This is a genomic window from Paraburkholderia silvatlantica (assembly GCF_003096715.1).
GTDB lineage: Bacteria > Pseudomonadota > Gammaproteobacteria > Burkholderiales > Burkholderiaceae > Paraburkholderia > Paraburkholderia silvatlantica.
On the sequence record NZ_QEOL01000021.1, the window covers coordinates 112,467 to 133,053 of the forward strand.

At 65.1% G+C, this 20,587-nt stretch carries 20 protein-coding genes; 9 read left to right on the forward strand and 11 right to left on the reverse strand.

Annotated features, from left to right (window positions below; all coding sequences use genetic code 11):
• Positions 1–19: 19 nt before the first annotated feature.
• From C7411_RS25340 to C7411_RS25385, 10 genes are all read right to left on the reverse strand, one after another.
• The gene (locus C7411_RS25340; RefSeq protein ID WP_110386777.1) at positions 20–766 is read right to left on the reverse strand and encodes an SDR family oxidoreductase; all 747 of its coding nucleotides are present in this window, start codon (positions 764–766) and stop codon (positions 20–22) included.
• A 73-nt stretch (positions 767–839) separates the two neighbouring features.
• A complete protein-coding gene (locus C7411_RS25345) occupies positions 840–1,424 on the reverse strand; it encodes an LOG family protein (RefSeq protein ID WP_110386778.1) in 585 nt (194 codons plus the stop codon).
• A gap of 13 nt (positions 1,425–1,437) precedes the next feature.
• Entirely contained in the window at positions 1,438–2,160 is a 723-nt protein-coding gene (locus tag C7411_RS25350; protein WP_069265294.1) for a TetR/AcrR family transcriptional regulator, read from the reverse strand.
• Between the two features lie 194 nt (positions 2,161–2,354).
• On the reverse strand, positions 2,355–3,077 hold the full coding sequence (locus tag C7411_RS25355; RefSeq protein ID WP_110386779.1) for a diacylglycerol kinase: 723 nt from the start codon (positions 3,075–3,077) through the stop codon (positions 2,355–2,357).
• A 116-nt stretch (positions 3,078–3,193) separates the two neighbouring features.
• A complete protein-coding gene (locus C7411_RS25360; RefSeq protein WP_110386780.1) occupies positions 3,194–4,225 on the reverse strand; it encodes a glycosyltransferase family 4 protein in 1,032 nt (343 codons plus the stop codon).
• A 79-nt stretch (positions 4,226–4,304) separates the two neighbouring features.
• Positions 4,305–5,264 carry a UDP-2,3-diacylglucosamine diphosphatase gene (locus C7411_RS25365; protein WP_110386781.1) on the reverse strand — a complete coding sequence of 320 codons (960 nt, stop codon included), beginning with the start codon at positions 5,262–5,264 and terminating at the stop codon, positions 4,305–4,307.
• 141 nt (positions 5,265–5,405) lie between these two features.
• A complete protein-coding gene (locus C7411_RS25370) occupies positions 5,406–5,987 on the reverse strand; it encodes an RDD family protein (RefSeq protein ID WP_110386782.1) in 582 nt (193 codons plus the stop codon).
• A gap of 98 nt (positions 5,988–6,085) precedes the next feature.
• Positions 6,086–6,913 (reverse strand): DUF3106 domain-containing protein, encoded by an 828-nt coding sequence (locus C7411_RS25375; RefSeq protein ID WP_110386783.1) that lies wholly within the window; start codon positions 6,911–6,913, stop codon positions 6,086–6,088.
• Between the two features lie 27 nt (positions 6,914–6,940).
• Positions 6,941–7,369, reverse strand: coding sequence for a DUF3619 family protein (locus C7411_RS25380; RefSeq protein ID WP_110386784.1), 429 nt, complete (start codon positions 7,367–7,369; stop codon positions 6,941–6,943).
• On the reverse strand, positions 7,366–7,929 hold the full coding sequence (locus C7411_RS25385) for an RNA polymerase sigma factor (protein ID WP_042271779.1): 564 nt from the start codon (positions 7,927–7,929) through the stop codon (positions 7,366–7,368). Before C7411_RS25385 ends, C7411_RS25380 begins: the two co-directional genes overlap by 4 nt.
• Positions 7,930–8,327: 398 nt before the next feature.
• Between C7411_RS25385 and C7411_RS25390 the strand changes: the two genes are divergently transcribed.
• The 6 genes from C7411_RS25390 (at position 8,328) to C7411_RS25415 (ending at position 15,460) form a co-directional block, all read left to right on the forward strand.
• A complete protein-coding gene (locus C7411_RS25390) occupies positions 8,328–10,103 on the forward strand; it encodes an acetolactate synthase 3 catalytic subunit (protein WP_110386822.1) in 1,776 nt (591 codons plus the stop codon).
• A 129-nt stretch (positions 10,104–10,232) separates the two neighbouring features.
• Positions 10,233–10,724: an acetolactate synthase small subunit gene (gene ilvN, locus C7411_RS25395; protein WP_028226244.1), complete on the forward strand. Its 492-nt coding sequence runs from the start codon at positions 10,233–10,235 to the stop codon at positions 10,722–10,724.
• A 121-nt stretch (positions 10,725–10,845) separates the two neighbouring features.
• Entirely contained in the window at positions 10,846–11,862 is a 1,017-nt protein-coding gene (ilvC, locus tag C7411_RS25400; protein ID WP_028205689.1) for a ketol-acid reductoisomerase, read from the forward strand.
• Positions 11,863–12,011: 149 nt separating this feature from the next.
• Positions 12,012–12,665: a phosphatidylserine decarboxylase gene (locus tag C7411_RS25405; protein ID WP_028205688.1), complete on the forward strand. Its 654-nt coding sequence runs from the start codon at positions 12,012–12,014 to the stop codon at positions 12,663–12,665.
• A 12-nt stretch (positions 12,666–12,677) separates the two neighbouring features.
• Positions 12,678–13,553, forward strand: a complete 876-nt coding sequence (gene pssA / locus C7411_RS25410; RefSeq protein ID WP_042271776.1) for a CDP-diacylglycerol--serine O-phosphatidyltransferase — start codon at positions 12,678–12,680, stop codon at positions 13,551–13,553.
• 353 nt (positions 13,554–13,906) lie between these two features.
• Positions 13,907–15,460 (forward strand): 2-isopropylmalate synthase, encoded by a 1,554-nt coding sequence (locus C7411_RS25415; protein WP_110386785.1) that lies wholly within the window; start codon positions 13,907–13,909, stop codon positions 15,458–15,460.
• 118 nt (positions 15,461–15,578) lie between these two features.
• Here C7411_RS25415 and C7411_RS25420 read toward each other — a convergent pair whose 3' ends face one another.
• Positions 15,579–16,094 carry a hypothetical protein gene (locus tag C7411_RS25420; RefSeq protein ID WP_110386823.1) on the reverse strand — a complete coding sequence of 172 codons (516 nt, stop codon included), beginning with the start codon at positions 16,092–16,094 and terminating at the stop codon, positions 15,579–15,581.
• 275 nt (positions 16,095–16,369) lie between these two features.
• Here C7411_RS25420 and C7411_RS25425 point away from each other — a divergent pair, with 275 nt between their 5' ends.
• The 3 genes from C7411_RS25425 (at position 16,370) to pnp (ending at position 20,530) form a co-directional block, all read left to right on the forward strand.
• Positions 16,370–17,620: a branched-chain amino acid ABC transporter substrate-binding protein gene (locus tag C7411_RS25425; RefSeq protein ID WP_243413341.1), complete on the forward strand. Its 1,251-nt coding sequence runs from the start codon at positions 16,370–16,372 to the stop codon at positions 17,618–17,620.
• A gap of 153 nt (positions 17,621–17,773) precedes the next feature.
• A complete protein-coding gene (rpsO, locus tag C7411_RS25430; protein ID WP_042271770.1) occupies positions 17,774–18,043 on the forward strand; it encodes a 30S ribosomal protein S15 in 270 nt (89 codons plus the stop codon).
• A 339-nt stretch (positions 18,044–18,382) separates the two neighbouring features.
• Positions 18,383–20,530, forward strand: coding sequence for a polyribonucleotide nucleotidyltransferase (gene pnp, locus C7411_RS25435; protein ID WP_110386786.1), 2,148 nt, complete (start codon positions 18,383–18,385; stop codon positions 20,528–20,530).
• Positions 20,531–20,587: the final 57 nt, after the last annotated feature.

Below are 20,587 nucleotides of genomic sequence, written 5' to 3' on the forward strand. Positions count from 1 at the left end.
CGCAATCCCGCGCGCGGGTTCAGCGTCCGCCGCTCACGTCGAGCAGGGCGCCTGTGACATACGAGGCGGCGTCGCTGAGCAGCCACACGATCGTTTGCGCGACTTCGTCGGCGCTGCCGGGGCGGCCGAGCGGCGTTTGCGCGCCGAGCACGGCCGCGCGATCCGGGCGGCCGCCGCTCGCGTGGATCTCGGTATCGATGAGGCCGGGGCGCACCGCGTTCACGCGCACGCCCTGCGGTCCGAGTTCCCTGGCGAGGCCGATCGTCATCGTGTCGACCGCGCCCTTCGACGACGCATAGTCGACATATTCGTTGGGCGAGCCCAGCCGCGCGGCCGCCGAGGAGACGTTGACGATCGAGCCGCCGTCGCCGCCGCGATCCTTCGACATGCGCCGCGCCGCTTCGCGTGCGCATAGAAACGCGCCGTACACGTTCACGTCGAACATGCGCTTCAGACGCTCGGCGCTCATGTCGGCGACCTGGCTGCCGGGCGCGACGATCCCCGCGTTGTTCACGAGCGCATCGATGCGGCCATAGGCCGATTCGAGCGCGTCGAACATCGCGACGACGTCCGCCTCGCTCGCGACGTCGCCGCGCAGCACGCGCGCGTGGCCGCCTGCGCGGCCCACTTCGGCGGCGGTTTCGTCGGCGGCCGGTTCGTTGTGCAGATAGTTGACGCCCACGGTCCAGCCGTGTGCGCCAAGCAGACGCGCCGTCGCGCGGCCGATGCCGCGGCTCGCGCCGGTGATCAGGACAACCTTGCTCATCGTGATGGACTCGTGAAGGTAACTGCGCGTGGTGACTGCGGATTGCCGGGGCGAACGGCGCTATGCGGCGGGATTACACGTTCTCGCGCAAGTCCGCCCACTTGTCCTTTGCGGGCGCGTGATAGCGCTTGAGCCTGGCGATCAGCGCGACGGGATCGGCGTCGGTTTGCAGCATGTCGAGGTAGGTCTGGCGCATGAAGCCTTCGCGCACCGTGTGGTCGAGCAGCGCCATGAGCGGATCGTAGAAGCCGCTGATGTTCAGCACGCCCACCGGCTTGCGGTGATAGCCGAGCTGCGCCCAGGTATAGACCTCGAACAGCTCTTCGAGCGTGCCCGCGCCGCCCGGCATCGCGACGAAGGCGTCGGAGAGGTCGGCCATCATCTTCTTGCGGTGATGCATGTCGGGCACGACGTGCAGCTCGGTGAGGCCCGCATGGCCCACTTCCTTGTCGACCAGCAACTCGGGGATCACGCCGATGGCGCGGCCGCCGCCCGCCATCACGGTGTCGGCGATCACGCCCATCAGGCCGACCTTTCCGCCGCCATAGACGAGTGCGAGGTTCGAGGCGACGAGCGCGCGGCCGAACGCCTGTGCGGCTTCGGTGTAAACCGGATTGGCTCCAGGCGAGGAGCCGCAATATACGCAGACTGCTTTCATTCGGCTTTGGCCTTTATTCGCGGTTGTCTTTTGCGGCGCCCGCGCCTTCGCGCGGCGGCAGGTAGTCGTAGAACTCGCGCTTGGCGAGCTTGCCCGAGACGAGGTCGTCGAACAGCTCGCGCGCGCGGCCGCGCAGATACGGCGCCATCAGCGAGACGATCTGCACGCTGACCTGGTGCAGCTCGTCGCGAATCGCTTCCTGGTCGTTGTACTTGCGCGGATTCATCACGAACTGGTACGAGAGCCAGTAGGTGGCGATCACGCCGATATTGGTCGAAATCACGTCGATCTCGGCGGGCGTGGCGACCATGTCGCCGTCTTCCACGAGCTGCTCGCAGAACTGCTTCGCGAAGTGCACCTTGTGGCTGATGATCTGCTTGAAATGCATCTCCAGCGTGCGGTTGCGCGCGAGCAGGTCGTTCAGGTCGCGATAGAGAAAGCGGTAGCGCCACGTGAAGTCGACCATGTACTGCAGGTATGCCCACATCTCGTCGATGGTGGCGCGATGGTCCTCGGGAAAGCGCAGACGCTTTTCGATCTCCTGCTCGAACTGGCTGAAGATGCTGTTGATGATGTCGTCTTTGTTGCGGAAGTGGTAGTACAGGTTGCCTGGACTGATCTCCATTTCCTCGGCGATGGTCGTCGTGGTGACGTTCGGCTCGCCGATCTCGTTGAACAGCTTCAGCGACAGCTCGAGAATCCGTTCGCGTGTACGGCGGGGAGGTTTGGCATCCATGTCGTCCGGCCCTGAAAATGCAGTGCCGGGCTCAGGCGCCCGCTCGTAGGTTGCGGTGCGCGCGGCCCGGACGCGGTTGGTCGTTATAAGACTGTCGTTCGATTATAAACCGACGGCCCGCGCGCACCGACAGCTTGCGCCGGTCAGGAGCGGGCAAGCGTGGTGAGGCCCTGGCGGACTGGAGGAGCGGGGCGCTAGAGCACGCCGATTCCGTGCAGCAGCAGCGGCCCGAAACGGGGTACGAGGATCAACCCCCAGGTCAGGACGCAGAGCAGCAACGCGAGTGTCACCGCTGCGCTGCCCAGGTCCTTGGCGCGGCCCGAGAGTTCGTTGCGCTCGAGGCCGATGCGGTCCACCGCGTTCTCGATGCTCGAATTGAGCAGCTCGACGATCAGCACGAGGATCACCGAGCCGAGCAGCAGTACGCGCTCGACGGGCTCGACCGGAATGAACACGCCGATCGGCACGAGGATGGCCGAGAGCGTGAGCTCCTGGCGAAACGCGCTTTCCTCCCGGATGGCGGCGCGAAACCCCTTGATCGAGTACTTGAGCGCCTTCCATGCGCGGGTGATGCCGCGGTTGCCCTTGTAGGGGTTGAAGGGGAGCGGGGCGAGCGGATCGTCGGGGCCGAGCGGTTCGTGCAGATGCGGCGGCTCGGGCGGCTCCGGTGCGGCAGCGCGCGGCGCAGCGGGCGCGCTGGGCGCAGTGGCGTTGGCGGGCTCGCTCGCAGGTGCGGGTGCGGGTGCGGCAGGCGGCGCAACGCCTGGTGCGGCCACGGCCGAAGCGCTCGCGCGCGGATCGAGCGCTTCGGCGGCGCGTGCGGCGCGCGAGGAGCCGCCGGCACGCTGGCCGGCTGGCGCAGCGGGACTGCGTGCGCCCTGGGCGCTATGCGGCGGTAACGGTGGACGTGGCGTCATGGTGGTGCCAGGTAGTACCCCAGTATCGCACGCGTGCGAGGCGGTTGCGCCGGGGCCGTCCGTGTCCCCGGCGCGCTCGCGGACAATCGAAGCGCGCACCATGGCCGGCCTCGCGCTCAGGCGGCGGCGCTGGAAGGCTCCATCGTCGCGCGCGAGCGCGGCTTCAGATGCGCCGCGAATTGCTCGGAGGCAGCGCGCCACGAGAAACGCTCGGCCCAGGCGCGTGCCTCGGCACGGTCGATCTTCAACGCTTCGAGGCACGCTTCGCGCAGGTCTTCGTTCATCGAGCCCGCGCCGCCCGTGCCCAGCACGTCGATCGGGCCCGTCACCGGGTACGCGGCCACCGGCGTGCCGCATGCGAGCGCTTCGAGCAGCACGAGACCGAAGGTGTCGGTGCGGCTCGGGAACACGAATACGTCGGCGGCGGCGTAGACCTTCGCGAGCTCGGGTTGGCTCAGGACACCCAGGTAATTCGCCTGGGGATAGCGCGACTTCAGTTCGGCGAGTGCCGGGCCTTCGCCGCAGACCCATTTCGAGCCGGGCAGATCGAGCTTGAGAAAGGCCTCGACGTTCTTCTCCACGGCCACGCGGCCCACATACAGGAAGATGGGACGCGCCGTGTTGAGCACCTTGGAGTCCATCGGCCGGAAGATGTCGAGGTCCACACCGCGCGTCCACAGCACGACGTTCGTGAAGCCGAACTTCTCGAGGTCGGTCTTGACGACGGGCGTGGGCGCCATCACCGCGAGCGAAGGCTTGTGGAACCAGCGCAGGAAGCGGTAGGTCGCGGAGAGCGGGATGCCGAAGCGCGCCTGCACGTACTCGGGAAAGCGCGTGTGATAAGCGGTCGTGAACGGCAGGTCGTGGTCGATCGCATAGCGGCGCGCGGCGAGTCCGAGCGGCCCTTCGGTTGCGATGTGGATCGCATCGGGCCCGAATGCGCTGATGCGATCCTGCAGATGGCGCTTCGGAAACAGCGAGAGCTTGATTTCCGGGTACGTGGGGCACGGTATCGTGCGGAACTCCAGCGGCGTGAGCAGTTCGACCTGATGCCCGAGCGCGATGAGTTCGCGCGTCGTGTTCTTCAGTGTTCGAACCACGCCGTTGACCTGCGGCTCCCATGCATCGGTCACGATCATTACTTTCATCGGTCGTCGGCCCTCTTGTCGTTCCGTAGTGCGGTTGTCGCTGCGGTTATGGCTGCCGCGTGGCGGTATGGGTTGACACTCAGGCGGCGCTCACACGCGCCTTGCGCGTCGAGCCCTGCGTCTGCGGCGCGCGCTTCACGGTCCAGTAGACGATGCGCAACTCGCCCTCGAACGTCTCGACGAGCGCGGACAGGCTCTCCACCCAGTCGCCGTCGTTGCAGTACAGGATGCCGTCGATGTCGCGGATCTCGGCCTTGTGGATGTGGCCGCAGACCACCCCGTCGCAGCCGCGGCGGCGCGCTTCGTCGGTCATCACGCGCTCGAACGAGGAGATGAAGTTCACCGCATTCTTGACCTGGTGCTTGAGGTACTGCGAGAGCGACCAGTACTGGAAGCCGAGCTTCGCGCGCACGCGGTTGAACCAGCGGTTGAGCAGGAGGATCAGCGTGTAGGCCGAGTCGCCGAGATAGGCGAGCCACTTTGCGTGCTGGATCACGCCGTCGAAGAGATCGCCGTGCACGACCCACAGGCGTTTGCCGGTGAGCGTCGTGTGAAAGGCTTCCTCGCGCACGTGGATGTCACCGAACGCGAGATTGCAGAACTGTCGCGCGCTCTCGTCGTGGTTGCCCGGAATGTAGACGACCTGGGTGCCCTTGCGCGCCTTGCGCATCACTTTTTGCACGACGTCGTTGTGCGCCTGCGGCCAGTACCAGCCCTTCTTCAACTGCCAGCCGTCGATGATGTCGCCCACGAGATACAGATACTCCGACTCGTTGTGGCGCAGAAAATCGAGCAGATACGAGGCCTGGCAGCCGCCCGTGCCGAGATGGATATCGGAGAGCCAGATCGTGCGGTAGCGGATGGGGTCGGGGTGATCGTCGTCGTGGGAGCCGGGGGGGCGGGTGTCGTCGATCGGCGAGGGCGGCAGGGGCGGGACGGGAAAGGCGGCTTCGCCGGGGGACGGATGGAACGTGGCGGAGTCGGTGCCTCGTCCGGTGGTCTGCCGGAACAGGGTGGTCGCAGACGTCTTTTGGGCCATGGCGCGCGCGGCAGGTTGTAATACGCGCATTGCGCCATGCCGCCGTGACGGCAACATGACAGTCACGAGAAGGTCTCGTTACGCAGTCCCAGGTTGCCATGCAGACGGCTTTCCGGTGCGGCGGCGGATGTCGTGCGGCTGCTAGGCCGCCGCGCTCTGTCGCGCGATTGCGACAATGCGGGTGCCCGCAATGCGGTCGTGAAGGAACTGCCTGTCGTGGGCGAAGCGGGCGCTGGCGGCCCAGATCACGAACCAGAAGGCAACGAGCGCAAGCGTGTGCGGAATCGAAAGATCGAGCAGTGGATGCAGCACGAGCGGCGGCAGGAACCAGAGCCACGCGGCGAGGTAGCGCAGCGTCGCTCGCGCGAGCGTGGGCGGCTCGCCGTCTGGCCCGACGACACGCAGGCGCCAGGTCTTCATCGGCAGCGTCTGCCCGCCCTTGTGCCAGAAGCCGACGAAGTACGCGCCGGCCACGAGGATGATCCAGGCCGCCATCGCGTTGTGATGCGTGTAACCATTGCGCTGCTGCAGGACGAGGCTGAACGCGAGTCCCGCGGCGAAGACGACGCCGAAAAGCAGCACGCTTTCGTAGACGAACGCAGCGAGGCGGCGGCGAATCGAAACGGGCGCGGGTTCAACCGGGAATAAGGCGGCGGACGGCAAGGCGGCTTGGGCGCTTTCGGGCACGATGGCGTCAGTTCGGGGACGGGACGTCCAAAGCATAACCTCGAACACGCGCGCGGCGAAATAACCGCAACGCCGCGGCGGGGCTCACGAGCGTATGAGGCGCGTGAGCATGCCGCGAGCGCCTGGTGGAGGCTTCAGGAGCCCTTGAACGCCGCCGGTGCTTCGGCGGGCGAGACGGGGATGGGCGTGGCCGGCACGAAGCTGCCGGCGGCGGGAATGCCCGCCGCAAACGACGAAGCCACCGCCGGCTCGCTCGGAGCGCCGGGCGCTGCGGGCGCGAGACCCGAGCCCGTGCTGCTCGCGCCGGCCGCGCCCGATGCTCCGGTGACACCCGCGGGCGCATGCGGCAGGCCGTGGTGATCGCGCTCGTTGACGAGGCGCTGGATATCGCGAATCTCGCTCTTGTTGCCGCTCGGCGGGGCGCTCACGACGGTGGGGCGGCGCTTGTGCTCGCTCGCGGCAAGACGTTCTTTCTGCTCTTCGGGGAGCTGCTGGTAAGCCTTCCAGGCGCGCTGGCGCGCCTGCGCCGGCAAATCCTTGGAAACCTGGTAGTTTTCGCGCGCGACACGCCGTTGCTCCGGCGTCATGCCGACCCATTCCGCCATGCGCTCATGCAGGCGCTTTTGTGCTTCGGGCGACATTTTGGGGTAACGTGCCGCGATCTTCAGCCATTTGCGCTTGCGCTCGTCGCTGAAGCGATCCCATTCGACGGCGAACGGCGCGAGCGCGGCGTGCTGCGCGTCGCTCAAATGCGCCCAGGCGAGCGGATTGGACTGGCCGGGCAACGGCGCGAACGTGGTCGTGATCGAATTATCGGCTGCGGGCGCTTTCGCCTGTGCGGGCGCGCCGGCGGTGTTTTCGCCGGTGGGCTCGGGATGAAAGCGCGGGTAGGTCGCCACATACGACACGACTGCCGCGACCACAGATCCAATGACAACGGCCAGGCCGCGCTTGTAACTCACCCCGTCAGTCTCCTGCTCAGATTTTCCTTAGTGCGCGCGCGTCAGATACGCGTTGAACCCGTGATCGAGATAGGCCGTGAGCGGCAGGTCGTCGCTCAGCATGGCCGCGTCGATATCGGCGAGTTCAGCGGTGCGTTGCTGATCTTCGAAATACGCGATGGCAAAGAGGCCCGCCACGAGGGCCGCGAGCGGCCAGGCGAGCGCGAAGCGCGCGAGCGCCGAACGGCGCCGCGCGAGCTGGTGCATGGGCGCGCCGGACAGACTGCCGACACCGGCCGCGGCGAGCGCCGGGGCGCGCACGAGCACGACTTCGGCCTTTTTGTGGGCGAGTGCTGTCTTGCGTGCGGCGGCGAGTCGGGCGGTGGTGGCAGTGGGCAGGTTGGCGGCGCTCTCGTCGAGCGCACGACGCATTTCCCGCACGAACGCTAATTCTTTATTTTCGAGGGCGGAGCTCATAGGGTGATTCCTTTGGCCTTGAGCGCTTGAGCCAGCGTGTGGGTGGCCCGCGAGCAGTGCGTTTTCACGCTGCCTTCGGAGCAGCCCATTGCGGCGGCAGTCTCGGCGACATCCATATCCTCCCAGTAACGCATCAGAAACGCCTCCCGTTGACGTGCCGGTAATTTCTGGATTTCGTCGTCGATCATCTGGAGCACCTGGGCGCGCTCGATCTGCTGCTCGCTGCTCTCGGCGCCGGCCGTGCCCTGCTCGGCTTCGAAGGTCTCGAGGGGGTCGAAATCCTCGTCTTCGGCGTTGCCGAGCGACGAAAACAGGCTCACCCACGTGTTGCGTACTTTCTGCCGACGAAAATAGTCGTGCATCGTATTTTGCAAAATACGCTGAAAGAGCAGGGGGAGTTCTGCGGCCGGGCGGTCTCCGTATTTTTCCGCGAGCTTGATCATCGCGTCCTGCACGATGTCGAGCGAGGCGTCGTCGTCCCTTACGGCGTAGACCGTCTGCTTGAACGCGCGTCTTTCGACGCCCGCCAGAAAGTCGGCGAGTTCCTTGTCTGATGCCATCCGTTGCAGGGCGCCGCCGCCAGCGTACGCGTAATCGTTCGAAAAATGTCGTAAAACCCGCGGATGCTAGCAAATTTTCGCGCCCGCAGGGTAGCGGGAAGGCCATGAGAATGCTTCGCATCATGGATGCGCCGACCCTGGTGGCTGTCCTGCCGGCCCGTGGCCGGCGCCGCGAGGCGTGCGCGCTGTCGCAACGTCCGTGCCCGCGTTCTCATTATTTGCTTGACCGAACGGCATCGAGCCGCTATCTTCGACGGTTCGCAACATAAGTGACTTGTCTCAATTCAGATGTGGCCCATGAAGCTCATCTGTCAACTGGACGCGCCGCTTGAACCCGAGCCACAAGCCCGGCAGAGAGCACCCGATCAATTTTTTGCCGAAAATTCGAAAGGTGAATGATGAACATGCCCAGCGCGGAATTCTCCACGTCGGTCCCCCCCTCGCAAGAATCTGACCCTCAAGCTGCTACGTCCATCGGCGGAACCGTGCTGATGAAGGCGCTCGCCGACGAGCAGGTCGAATTCATCTGGGGCTACCCCGGCGGCTCGGTGCTTTACATCTACGACGAGCTGTACAAGCAGGACAAGATCCAGCACGTTCTCGTGCGCCACGAACAGGCCGCCGTGCACGCCGCGGACGCCTATGCGCGTTCGACCGGCAACGTCGGCGTGTGTCTCGTGACCTCGGGACCTGGCGTCACCAATGCGGTGACGGGCATCGCGACGGCCTATATGGACTCGATCCCGATGGTGATCATCAGCGGCCAGGTGCCTACCGCCGCGATTGGTCAGGACGCCTTCCAGGAGTGCGATACGGTCGGCATCACGCGTCCCTGCGTGAAGCACAACTTCCTCGTGAAGGACGTGCGCGATCTCGCCGCCACCGTCAAAAAAGCTTTCTACATTGCGCGCACCGGCCGTCCCGGCCCTGTGCTGATCGACATTCCGAAGGACGTGTCGAAGACGCCGTGCACGTACGAGCCGATCAGGAACGTCGCGCTGCGTTCGTACAATCCGGTCACCAAGGGCCACTCGGGGCAGATCCGCAAGGCGGTGTCGCTGCTCCTCTCGGCGAAGCGTCCGTATATCTACACCGGCGGCGGCATCATCCTCGCGGATGCGTCGCGCGAACTGAACCAGTTCGCGGACCTGCTCGGCTACCCGGTCACGAACACGCTGATGGGTCTGGGCGGCTACCGCGCGAGCGACCGCAAGTTCCTCGGCATGCTCGGCATGCACGGCACCTACGAAGCCAACATGGCGATGCAGCACTGCGACGTGCTGATCGCAATCGGCGCGCGCTTCGACGACCGGGTGATCGGCGACCCCGCGCACTTCGCCTCGCGCCCGCGCAAGATCATTCACATCGACATCGACCCGTCGTCGATTTCGAAGCGCGTGAAGGTCGATATCCCCATCGTCGGCGACGTGAAGGAAGTGCTCAAAGAGCTCATCGAGCAGCTTCAGCACGCCGAACACGGCCCGGACACGGCCGCGCTCGCCGACTGGTGGAAGGAGATCGAAGGCTGGCGCGAGAAGAACTGCCTGAAGTTCGACCGTTCGAGCGACATCATCAAGCCGCAGTACGTGGTGGAAAAGGCGTGGGAGCTCACGGGCGGCAACGCGTTCGTGTGCTCCGACGTGGGCCAGCACCAGATGTGGGCCGCGCAGTTCTACCGCTTCAACCAGCCGCGCCGCTGGATCAACTCCGGCGGCCTCGGCACGATGGGCTTCGGCCTGCCGGCGGCGATGGGCGTGAAGATGGCGCACCCGGACGACGACGTGCTGTGCATCACGGGCGAAGGCTCGATCCAGATGTGCATTCAGGAGCTGTCGACCTGCAAGCAGTACGACACGCCCGTGAAGATCATCTCGCTCAATAACCGCTACCTCGGCATGGTCCGCCAGTGGCAGCAGATCGAATACAGCAAGCGCTATTCGCATTCCTATATGGATGCGCTGCCTGACTTCGTGAAGCTTGCCGAAGCGTACGGCCACGTCGGCATGCGGATCGAAAAGACCGCGGACGTCGAACCGGCGCTCAAGGAAGCGCTGCGTCTGAAGGACCGCACGGTGTTCCTCGATTTCCAGACCGACCCTTCCGAAAACGTCTGGCCGATGGTACAGGCCGGCAAGGGCATCACCGAGATGCTGCTCGGCTCGGAAGACCTGTAACGGTATTGGCACGGCGCCGCTTCGACCTCGCGCGGCGCGCGTCCACACAAAGGGCGCGCGGGTTCGCGGGGAAGGGCGGCAGCCACCGGCATCTGACAAAACGTCGCTGGATAAATCGCGGATCACATCATGAGACACATTATTTCCGTTCTGCTGGAAAACGAGCCGGGCGCGCTCTCGCGCGTGGTCGGCCTCTTCTCCGCACGCGGCTACAACATCGAAACCTTGACGGTGGCGCCGACCGAAGACCGTTCGCTGTCGCGCATGACCATCGTTTCCATTGGCTCGGACGACGTGATCGAACAGATCACGAAGCATCTGAACCGCCTGATCGAGGTGGTGAAAGTGGTCGACCTTACCGAGGGCGCCCATATCGAGCGCGAGCTGATGCTGATCAAGGTAAGGGCGGTCGGCAAGGAACGTGAGGAGATGAAGCGGATGGCGGATATTTTCCGCGGCCGCATCATCGACGTCACCGAAAAGACCTACACGATCGAACTGACGGGCGCGAGCGACAAGCTCGACGCGTTCATCGAAGCGATCGATGCGGCCGCGATTCTCGAAACCGTCCGTACGGGCGGCTCGGGCATTGGGCGCGGAGAGCGCATTCTGAAGGTGTGACCCGACCCCAGTCGATCTTGCACCGGAACCTGGCCGGATGCGTATCCTTAGAGAACGCATCCGGTGCAGCAAAAGCGAATAGCAGTACCGAAATTCACCAGACTCTCGCCAAGGAACCAACATGAAAGTTTTCTACGACAAGGACGCCGATCTCTCCCTCATCAAGGGCAAGCAGGTCACGATCATCGGTTACGGCTCGCAAGGCCATGCACACGCGCTGAATCTGAAGGACAGCGGCGTGAACGTCACGGTCGGTCTGCGCAAGAACGGCGCATCGTGGAGCAAGGCTGAGAACGCCGGCCTGCAGGTCAAGGAAGTGGCCGAAGCGGTGAAGAACGCCGACGTCGTCATGATGCTCCTGCCCGACGAGCAGATCGCCGATGTCTACGCGAAGGAAGTCCACGCGAACATCAAGAACGGCGCAGCGCTCGCGTTCGCCCACGGCTTCAACGTGCACTACGGCCAGGTGATCCCGCGCGCGGATCTGGACGTCATCATGATCGCCCCGAAGGCGCCGGGCCACACGGTTCGCGGCACGTACTCGCAAGGCGGCGGCGTGCCCCACCTGATCGCTGTCCACCAGGACAAGTCGGGCGCAGCGCGTGACATCGCCCTCTCGTACGCGGCAGCGAACGGCGGCGGCCGTGCCGGCATCATCGAAACGAACTTCCGCGAAGAGACCGAAACCGACCTGTTCGGCGAGCAAGCCGTGCTGTGCGGCGGTACGGTCGACCTGATCAAGGCTGGCTTCGAAACGCTGGTCGAAGCGGGCTACGCGCCGGAAATGGCTTACTTCGAATGCCTGCACGAACTGAAGCTGATCGTCGACCTGATCTATGAAGGCGGCATCGCCAACATGAACTACTCGATCTCGAACAACGCCGAGTACGGCGAGTACGTGACGGGCCCGCGCGTCATCACGGCCGAGACGAAGAAGGTCATGAAGGAAGTCCTGAAGGACATCCAGACCGGCGAATATGCCAAGAGCTTCATCCTGGAAAACAAGGCCGGCGCACCGACGCTGCAATCGCGCCGCCGTCTGGGCGCCGAGCACCAGATCGAAGTGGTCGGTGCGAAGCTGCGCGCGATGATGCCGTGGATCGCCGCGAACAAGCTGGTCGACCAGTCGAAGAACTAATCTGACGGTCTCGGGCGGATGGCGCGCGTGTCTTTGTGCAGGCGCGCATCGGCTCGATGCTGAGTCGGACCCGAAAAAGCCGCCCAGGTGGGATGAACCCTGGGCGGCTTTTGCTATCCTACGGTTTTTAAAATAACAGCGAAGCCATCATGAATTACCCCCATCCGATCATCGCGCGCGAAGGCTGGCCGTTCATCGCCATTGCGGCCGTCGTGGCGCTCTTGATCCATGCGGTCGCAGGCTTCGGACTCGCATGGCCCTTCTGGCTGATCCTGATCTTCGTCGTGCAGTTTTTCCGCGATCCGCCGCGCCCGATCCCGAGCCAGGCCAACGCCGTGCTGTGCCCGGCCGACGGCCGCATCGTCGCCGTGGAAACCGCGCACGACCCGTATGCCAACCGTGAAGCGCTCAAGATCAGCGTGTTCATGAACGTCTTCAACGTGCACTCGCAACGCTCGCCCGTGGACGGCGCCGTCGCCAAGGTCGAGTACTTCCCGGGCGCGTACCTGAACGCCGCCATCGACAAGGCTTCGACCGAGAACGAGCGCAATGCCGTGGTCCTGACGATGGCCGACGGCACGACCGTCACCTCGGTGCAGATCGCGGGCCTCATCGCGCGCCGCATTCTCTGCTACGTGCGCGCCGGCGAGCCGCTTTCGCGCGGCCAGCGCTACGGCTTCATCCGCTTCGGCTCGCGCGTCGACGTCTACCTGCCCGTGGGCAGCCGCCCGCGCGTGTCGATCGGCGAGAAGGTGTCTGCCTCGTCGACGATCCTCGCCGAACTGCCGACCCAATCGGCATAAAGGAGGGCTGCGATGGCCGGATTCAAACAGCGTCGACCCCGTAACCCTGCCGGCGCGCCGCTGCCGCGGCCGTTCCGGCGCAACAAGGCCGTGCAGGAGCCGATGGGCGTCGCCGCGAACCGGCGCGCGGCGCGCCAGGAATTCCTGAAGAAGCGCGGCATCTACCTGCTGCCGAACGCGTTCACCACGGCGGCGCTCTTCTGCGGCTTCTTCGCGGTCGTGCAGGCCATGAACGTGCGCTTCGAGGTGGCGGCCATCGCCATTTTCGTGGCGATGGTGCTCGACGGCATGGACGGGCGCGTGGCGCGCATGACGCACTCGCAAAGCGCGTTCGGCGAGCAGTTCGACAGCCTCTCGGACATGGTGTCGTTCGGTGTCGCGCCCGCCCTCGTGATGTACGAGTGGGTGCTCAAGGACCTCGGGCGCTGGGGCTGGCTCGCGGCTTTCGTCTACTGTTCGGGCGCGGCGCTGCGTCTTGCGCGCTTCAACACGAACATCGGCGTGGTGGACAAGCGCTTCTTCCAGGGCCTGCCGAGCCCGGCCGCGGCTGCGCTCATCGCCGGCTTCGTCTGGCTCGCCACCGACAACCGCGTGCCCGTGAAGCTTTCGTGGCTGCCGTGGGTGGCCTTCGTGCTGACGATCTACGCGGGCGTGACGATGGTGTCCAACGCGCCGTTCTACAGCGGCAAGGCGCTCGACGTGCGCCATCGCGTGCCGTTCGCGGCCACGCTGCTCGTGGTGGTGGCGTTCGTGCTGGTGTCGTCCGATCCGCCGCTGATGCTGTTCGGCCTGTTCGTGCTCTACGGCCTTTCGGGCTATGTGTTCTGGGCGTACCAGGCCGTGCGCGGACGCTCGAACCCGGCGCGTTCGTCGCCGCGCGAGCGGTAGGGCGCGGGTGGGGGAGTGCCATGAAGAGGGCTGCGCGCGGGCGCGGCCCTTTTTCTTTTTGCGCTCACCCACGCAGGCCGCTCAGGCAGGTCTGCCTGGGCAGGCCGCCCACGCAGGTCTCCTCCCATTGCGCTATCGGCGGATTCCGGCTATAGTCGGCGCCATGGACGCCATCCCGTTCCCCCTCTTCTCCCTTCAAGCCGGCGCGCTACCAGGCACGCTAGCGCTAGCGCGCCTGCCGCGCTGATCTCGCTCGCCCTCCGTAAGCCTCGTTCATTGTCAGCGTCGCCATCGGTGGCGCGAACACCCGAAATCCGTTTTAGACACTGAACAAGTCCCTCTGGAGACCCGAAATGGCAGCAGACAAGCTCATCATCTTCGATACGACGTTGCGTGACGGCGAGCAGTCGCCCGGTGCGTCGATGACGAAGGAAGAGAAAATCCGTATCGCGAAGCAGCTCGAGCGCATGAAGGTCGACGTGATCGAAGCGGGCTTCGCTGCCAGCTCGAACGGCGACTTCGACGCGATCCACACGATCGCCGGCATGATCAAGGACAGCACGCTCTGCTCGCTCGCCCGCGCGAACGACAAGGACATCCAGCGCGCCGCCGACGCGCTCAAGCCCGCCGACCACTTCCGCATCCACACGTTCATCGCCACCTCGGCGCTGCACATGGAGAAGAAGCTGCGCATGTCGCCCGAGCAGGTGCTCGAGCAGGCGAAGCTCGCTGTGCGCTTTGCGCGCAAGTTCACGAACGACGTGGAGTTCTCGCCCGAAGACGGCAGCCGCTCGGACATGGACTTCCTGTGCCGCGTGCTCGAAGCCGTGATCAATGAAGGCGCGACCACGATCAATATCGCCGATACGGTCGGCTACGGCATTCCCGAGCTGTACGGCAACCTCGTGAAGACGCTGCGCGAGCGCATTCCGAACTCGGACAAGGCGGTGTTCTCGGTGCACTGCCACAACGACCTCGGCATGGCCGTGGCGAACTCGCTGGCCGGCGTGCAGATCGGCGGCGCGCGTCAGGTGGAGTGCACGATCAACGGTCTCGGCGAGCGCGCGGGCAACACCTCGCTCGAAGAAATCGTGATGGCCGTGAAGACCCGCAAGGACTACTTCGGTCTCGAGCTCGGCATCGACACCACGCAGATCGTGCCGGCATCGAAGCTCGTTTCGCAGATCACCGGTTTCGTGGTGCAGCCGAACAAGGCCGTGGTCGGCGCCAACGCCTTCGCGCACGCTTCGGGCATCCACCAGGACGGCGTGCTCAAGGCGCGCGACACCTACGAGATCATGCGCGCGGAAGACGTGGGCTGGAGCGCGAACAAGATCGTGCTCGGCAAGCTCTCGGGCCGCAACGCATTCAAGCAGCGCCTGCAGGAACTGGGCATTCAGCTCGACAGCGAAGCCGAACTGAACAACGCGTTCGCGCGCTTCAAGGAGCTGGCCGACCGCAAGGCCGAAATCTTCGACGAAGACATCATCGCCATCGTCACGGAAGAATCGGCGCAGGCGCAGGATCACGAGCACTTCAAGTTCATCTCGCTCGCCCAGCACTCGGAGACGGGCGAGCGCCCGCACGCGCGCGTCGTGTTCTCTGCCGACGGCAAGGAAGTGACCGGCGAAGCCGCGGGCAACGGCCCGGTGGACGCCACGCTCAACGCGATCGAAACCGAAGTGGGCAGCGGCTCGGAGCTGCTGCTGTACTCGGTGAACGCGATCACGACGGGCACCCAGGCACAGGGCGAAGTGACGGTGCGTCTCTCGAAGGCCGGCCGCATCGTCAACGGCGTGGGCACCGATCCGGATATCGTTGCCGCTTCGGCGAAGGCGTATATCTCTGCGCTCAACAAGCTCTACTCGGGCGACAAGGTCAATCCGCAGCGCTCCGAAGCGGTGTAAGCGGCGGCGAGGCGCTTAGCCTCGCTTGACGGCGTTACGCCAACGAGGCAACAAAAAGCCCCCGGCTCGCAATGAGCGCGGGGGTTTTTTGTTTTTTGCTGCGCAGGTACCAGAGCGATCAAAACAGGCTGCGGCGATCCGGATCGTGCAGCGGATCGGGCGTCTTTTGCGTGAGCCGCAGAATGCCCTGGTCGTCGAAGTAGAAGCTGTAGAGCATGTACCAGACGTTGTCTTCGAGGTAGCGATAGGTCCACGCCTCCTTCTTCATCAGCGGGAAGTAGGCGGTTTCGACCGGGCGGCCGAAGTTCACCAGCACGTCGGCGCGCGTCCATTTGCCGATTTCCGCGCGATAGAACTCGTTGGGCTGCAGCACCTGGCGCACGTTCACGACGCGGCCGCTCGCGTCGATGTCGGCGGCGGTGGTGGTTTCGCCCATCGGCTGGGTTGGCCACATCAGGCGCTTGCCCCCGTCGGGCAGGTCGTAGGTTTCAGCCGGCGGGCCGAAGCGGGCGATCACGGCCTGAGCGTCGTCGCCTGCGTGGAATTGCTGCCACGGCTGCGCGCAGCCGGCGAGGGCGAGCGCGCCCACGAGGAGTCCGGGACGCAAGCGGCGCGAGACGAGACGCACAGGCATGGCGAGCGAGGTGAACAGGCGCGTGAACATGATGTTCCCCGATGGCAAGGTTTCGATGACCGCCGTGAATGTGGAACCCTTATTTTGACACGGCGCGAGGCGCTCGCGGGGGCGGCCTGTCCGGGCACGCGGAGGATCCCGGCCTTGCCGCCGCCCCGCCTTGCGGCCTATGATCCGCGCTTCGAATGACAATCCGGTTCGCAGCGAAAATGAAAGAGAAGTGCGTAACGGCACGCATGGCGCGTGCGGCAGCGGCCATGTTCGCCGTAGCGGCGATGGCGGCCGGGCTCGCGGCCGCAACCGGCGCACGGGCCGACGAGACGCCGGCCGGCAAGCCGATCCAGCTCGCGCTCATCGAAGGCATGTCCGGCCCGTTCGCGGACGCGGGCGCGGCCGTCGAGCGCAACCTGCGCTTCGGCGTGGAACGCGTCAATGCGCGCGGCGGCGTCGTGCTGCGTGACGGGGCGCATCCGCTCGAACTGGTCACGCTCGACAGCAAGGGCAGCCCCGAGGCGGCGCTCGTGCAGCTGCGCATGGCGCAGGACCGCCACATCGGCTATGTCTTGCAGGGCAACAGCTCGGCGGTGGCGGCGGCGCTCGAGTCGGCGGTCGATCGCCAGGCTGCGCGCGATCCGGAGAACCGCGAGATCTTCCTGAACTATTCCGCCGACGACCCCGCGCTCACCAACGCGAATTGCAGCTTCTGGCATTTCCGCTTCGACGCGCACGCGGGCATGCGCATGGACGCGCTCGCGGACGTGATCGCCGCGGACAAGTCGGTGAAGAAGGTATATCTGCTCAACCAGGACTACAGCTTCGGCCACGACGTGAGCACGCTCGCGCGCGCGGCTCTCGCGAGGGACCGACCGGACATCGCCGTCGTCGGCGACGCGTTTCACCCCATTGGCCGCGTGAAGGACTTCGCGCCTTACATCGCCAGGATTCGCGCCGCGGGCGCCGACGCCGTCATCACGGGAAACTGGGGCAACGACCTCACGCTGCTCGTGAAGGCCGCGCGCGAGCAAGGCCTCGACACGAAGTTCTACACCTTCTACGGCAACAGCCTGGGCGCTCCGGCGGCGCTGGGCGACGCGGGCGTGAAGCGCGTGATCGCCGTGGCCGACTGGCACCCGAACGCGGGCGGCGCGGCATCCGACGCGTGGTACAAGGCCTTCCGGGTGCGCTATCCGGCGGCCAGGGACGACTACCCGGTGCTGCGCATGTCGATGATGGTGGAGATGCTCGCGCAGGCCATGACGAAGGCGGGCACGGCGGACCCCGCCGCGGTCGCGAAGGCGCTGGAGGGCATGCCCTTCGACGGTGACGAAAGTGGCTTCCATCCCATGTGGATGCGCGCCGACGACCACCAGGCGATCCAGCCCCTTTACGTCATGGAGATGGACAAGCAGGGCGCGCCCGGCGTGCGCAACGACAACGAGGGTTCCGGCTATGGCTTTCGCACGGTGCTGGCGGTGCCCGCGCAGCGCACCGTGCCCGCCACTGTCTGCCAGATGAAGCGGCCTTGACGACGCCCCTTACAAGCGGTTTCGCGGCAAATCGGGGCTGTGCTACAATACGCCGCTTGTCGCGAACCTGCGGCAAGACAATCAGAAGTTGGAACCAAGCCACGGCACGGCCTTTCTTCCGTGACCGCTCGTTTGTTTTAAAGGAAAAGCAAAATGTCCGTAGCAGATATCAAGAAGTCCGACGTCGTCGCGCAATTCGCGCGCGGCACCAACGACACGGGTTCGCCCGAAGTGCAGGTTGCGCTCCTGACGTCGCGTATCAACGAACTGACCTCGCACTTCAAGTCGCACGCGAAGGATCACCACAGCCGCCGCGGTCTGCTGCGCATGGTGAGCCGCCGCCGCAAGCTGCTCGACTACCTGAAGGGCAAGGACGCTGACCGTTACCGCGCGCTGATCGAGAAGCTGGGTCTGCGTAAGTAATCGGAAGGTCTTCCGCAAAGATGCCTGTGTCAGTTCCACTGATGCAGGCATTTTGTTTTTGAACGGTGCACGTCATCCCGTCTTTCACGGGCAAAAAAGCCGTTCGAAACACCGGCAACACCACGTAGCACCCGCAGTACAAGCAGCAGGGCCGGGCCTCGGGGCAGAGCTTTGTGTCATTCCAGCAGATCGTGCGCCGCTGTGTCGCAACGGTATTGCAACTACGCGATCCGCTGGAATGGCATAACACTCCTCTTCCTGCGCGGTGCCGGAACCTGTCTTGCCGCATCGTCCGCGTGTGCGGGCGGCGCATAACAAATGAGTAAGGAGTGAGTGACCATGACCATGTTCAATAAAGTCGTGAAGGAATTCAAATGGGGCCAGCACAACGTGCGCCTCGAAACGGGTGAGATCGCCCGTCAGGCCAGCGGTGCTGTCATCGTCGACGTCGAAGACACCGTCGTGCTCGCGACCGTCGTCGGCGCGAAGACCGCCAAGCCGGGTCAGGACTTCTTCCCGCTCACCGTCGACTACATCGAAAAGACCTATTCGGCCGGCAAGATCCCGGGCGGCTTCTTCCGCCGCGAAGGCCGTCCGTCGGAAGGCGAGACGCTGATCTCGCGCCTGATCGACCGCCCGCTGCGTCCGCTTTTCCCGGAAGGCTTCTACAACGAAGTCCAGGTCGTGATCCACGTCCTGTCGATCAACCCGGAAATCCCGGCCGACATCCCCGCGCTGATCGGCGCGTCGGCAGCGCTCGCGATCTCGGGTCTGCCGTTCAACGGCCCGGTGGGCGCCGCACGCGTGGCCTACATCAACAACGAGTACGTGCTCAACCCGACGCGCGCCCAGATCAAGGATTCGCGCCTCGACCTCGTCGTGGCCGGCACCGAGCGCGCCGTGCTGATGGTGGAATCGGAAGCCGACCAGCTGCCGGAAGACGTGATGCTCGGCGCGGTCGTGTTCGGCCACGAGCAGATGCAAACGGCCATCGACGCGATCCACGAACTGGTGCGTGACGGCGGCAAGCCCGAGTGGGACTGGCAGCCGGCGCCGAAGGACGAAGCGCTCATCGCGCGCGTCACGGCTATCGCCAACGACAGCCTGCTCGCCGCATACCAGCTGCGCGACAAGCAGCAGCGTTCGGCCAAGCTGAAGGAAGTCTATGCAGCCACGTCGGCCAGGCTCGAAGAAGAGGCGGCTGCGGCCGGCACGACGGCGGCCGACAAGGCCACGGTCGGCAACATCGTGTTCGACCTCGAAGCGAAGATCGTCCGCTCGCAGATCCTGAACGGCGAGCCGCGTATCGACGGCCGCGACACGCGCACGGTGCGCCCGATCGAGATCCGCACGGGCGTGCTGCCGCGCACCCACGGTTCGGCGCTCTTCACGCGCGGCGAAACGCAGGCGCTCGTCGTCGCGACGCTCGGCACCAAGGGCGACGAGCAGATCATCGACGCGCTCGAAGGCGAGTACCGCGACCGCTTCATGCTCCACTACAACATGCCTCCGTTCGCAACCGGCGAAACGGGTCGCGTCGGCTCGCCCAAGCGCCGTGAAATCGGCCACGGCCGTCTCGCCAAGCGCGCGCTCGTCGCATGCCTGCCGAGCGCCGAAGAATTCGGCTACTCGATCCGCGTGGTCTCGGAAATCACCGAGTCGAACGGTTCGTCGTCGATGGCATCGGTGTGCGGCGGCTGCCTCGCGCTGATGGACGCCGGCGTGCCGATGAAGGCGCACGTCGCCGGCATCGCGATGGGCCTGATCCTCGAAGGCAACAAGTTCGCCGTGCTGACCGACATCCTTGGCGACGAAGATCACCTCGGCGACATGGACTTCAAGGTGGCGGGTACGGAAGCGGGCGTGACCGCGCTGCAGATGGACATCAAGATCCAGGGCATCACCAAGGAAATCATGCAGGTCGCCCTCGCGCAAGCGAAGGAAGGCCGTATGCACATCCTCGGCAAGATGACCTCGGCTGTGTCGGGCGTGAACACCGAGCTGTCGGCGTACGCTCCGCGCATGATCACCATCAAGATCAATCCCGAAAAGATCCGCGACGTGATCGGCAAGGGCGGTTCGGTGATCCGCGCGCTGACGGAAGAAACCGGCACGACCATCGACATTTCCGATGACGGCGTCGTGACCATCGCTTCGACGTCGAGCGAAGGCATGGCCGAAGCGAAGAAGCGTATCGAGAACATCACGGCCGAAATCGAAGTGGGCCAGGTGTACGAAGGCGCGGTGCTCAAGCTGCTCGACTTCGGCGCGATCGTGAACCTGCTGCCGGGCAAGGATGGTCTGCTGCACATCTCCGAGATCGCCAACGAGCGCATCAAGGACATCAACGACTATCTGAAGGAAGGTCAGGTCGTGAAGGTCAAGGTCATCCAGACGGACGAGAAGGGCCGCGTGCGCCTGTCCGCCAAGGCGCTGCTCAACGAGCAGGCGAATGGCGGCGCGCCGCAGGGCGAGCCGCAGCAGTAAAGCGGTAAGCTCCAACGGCCGGCAGCGTGCAAAACGCGCCGGCCGTTTTTCATGACA